A 2462-nucleotide genomic window follows, 5' to 3' on the forward strand; every position below is an offset into this window, starting at 1 on the left:
TATCCGCTCGCGCCGCTGCAGGAAGGTATTCTGTTCCACCATTTGCTGTCCACGTCGGGCGATGCCTACCTGCTGCATACTGGCTTGCGCTTCGACAGCCGCCACCATTTGGACCGTTTCCTGGTGGCCTTGCAGAACATCATCGATCGCCACGACGTCCTGCGCACCGCCATTCATAGTCAGGGTCTGGAACACCCGGTTCAACTGGTACAACGCGCCGCGCCGCTGCAGGTGCGGGAAGTAGCGCTGGCCGATCCGCGCAGCCTGTGCCTCGACCTCAGCCAGGCGCCGCTGATTGTGCCCTTCGTCACCAGCGATCCGCACTCGGATGCCTGGCAGATGGTGCTCGTCTTCCACCACCTGGTTGGTGACCACATGACGATGGAATTGTTGATCGATGAAATCGGGCTAGTGTTGCAAGGCCGTGCGGCCGAGCTGCCGGCAGCCCGGCCTTACCGCAATTTCATTGCGCAATTGTCCGCCACGCCGCAGGCCGTGCACGAAGCCTACTTCAAACGCCAGTTGGGCGACGTCCTCGAGCCGTGCGCGCCGTTTGACGTGCTCGACACCCACGGCAGCGGTGCCAATGTGCATGAAAGCCGTTTGGCGCTGGCCCCCATGCTGGCGCTGCGCATCCGCCAGAACGCGCAGCGCCACGGCACCACGGCCGCGACGCTGTTCCATCTGGCCTGGGCGCGCGTGCTGGCGGCCTGTTGCGGCCGTGACGATGTCGTGTTCGGTACCGTGCTGTTTGGGCGCCTGCAAGGCAGCGACGCCGCCGACCGCATGCTCGGCCTGTTCATCAACACGCTGCCGCTGCGCCTGCCGCTCGGCCAGCTCAGCGTCGGGCAGGCGCTCGCCGAAACCAGCCGCCGGCTCGCCGAGCTGCTGGAGCATGAACACGCCCCGCTAGCGTTGGCCCAACGCTGCAGCGGCGTGCAGGCCCCCGCGCCCTTGTTCACCACGCTGCTCAACTTCCGCCACTCGCGGCCGGCATCGACGTCCGGCAATCTGGACGGACTCGATGGTATTACCTTGCTCGATGGTGAAGAGCGCACCAATTACCCGATCACCGTCTCGGTGGACGACCTGGGCGAGGACTATGCCATCACCGCCCAATGTGCCGGCGGCCTCGACGCGGCGCGCATGGCAAGCTATCTGCACTGCGCAGTCACGGCGCTGGTGGATGCGTTGGAACACGATGCCACGTTGCAGGTGGCGATGCTGGACGTGCTGCCGGCCGACGAGCGCACACAGCTGCTGGTGGACTTCAACCACACCGCGACCGATTACCCGCGTGACATGCTGGTGCATCAGCTGTTCGAAGCCCAGGCCGCGCGCCGGCCTGACGCGACGGCCCTCGTGTTCGACGACCAGCAACTAAGCTACGGCGAGTTGAACCGCCGCGCCAACCAGCTGGCCCACCACCTGATCGCCCAGGGCGTGGCGCCGGATACGCGCGTGGCCCTTTGCGTCGAGCGCAGCTTCGAGATGGTGGTCGGCCTGCTGGCCATCCTCAAGGCCGGCGGCGCCTATCTGCCGCTCGACCCGGCCTATCCGCAGGACCGACTGGCCTACATGCTGGAGGACAGCGCCCCCGTCGTGGTACTGACCCAGCAGCACCTGGGCCTGCCGCCCGGCTCCGCCCCGGTCATGCTACTCGATCATGCGGCCTTCGCCAATCTTCTCGCTGGCCAGCCCACCGTCAATCCCCCGCAACCGCAGGTGGCGCGTAACACGGCGACTGCCGCCGCATACCTGATGTACACCTCGGGATCGACCGGCCTGCCCAAGGGCGTGGTGGTGCCGCATCGCGGTGTGCTGCGCCTGGCATGCAACAATCGTTTCCTGCCATTCTCCAGCGCCACCGTGTTGTTGCAAAACGGTTCGATTGCGTTCGACGCCGCCACCATGGAGATCTGGGGCTGCTTGCTCAACGGTGGCGTCCTTGCACTCTATCCCGGCGCCAAGATCGATTTGCGCACCCTGGTCGCGCAGATCGGCAGGCACGCGGTCTCGACTCTGTTTGCGACACCGGTACTGTTCGAACAATTTGCAACGCATCCCGACACCGGCAGCCTGGCGTCGCTGACCCACATCCTGGTTGGCGGCGACGTTGCGCCTGCGGCGGCCATCGAGCACCTGTATGCGCGCCTGCCCCACGTGACGGTCGTCAACGGCTACGGTCCGACCGAAAACACGACGGTCAGCACCGCTTATGCCGTCCCGCGCCAGAGTGATGGGTTGTCTATTCCCATCGGCAAGCCCATTGCCAATTCCACGGCCTATGTGCTCGATGCCGCGTTGCAACCGGTGCCTGTCAATGCGCGCGGGGAGATCTGGGTCGGCGGCGATGGTGTGGCGCTCGGCTACCTGAATCGCCCGGACCTCACCGCCGAGCGCTTCCTGCGCGACCCGTTCAGCAAGCAAGCCAACGCCCGCATGTACAAGACGGGCGACCT

General features: G+C 65.7%; 1 protein-coding gene. It reads left to right on the plus strand.

The features are described from left to right. A partial coding sequence (locus tag AC1RMD_RS31140; RefSeq protein ID WP_492932733.1) for a non-ribosomal peptide synthetase occupies positions 1–2462 on the plus strand: 2462 nt, incomplete at both ends.

Source organism: Duganella sp. GW822-FHT06D06 (assembly GCF_058799615.1).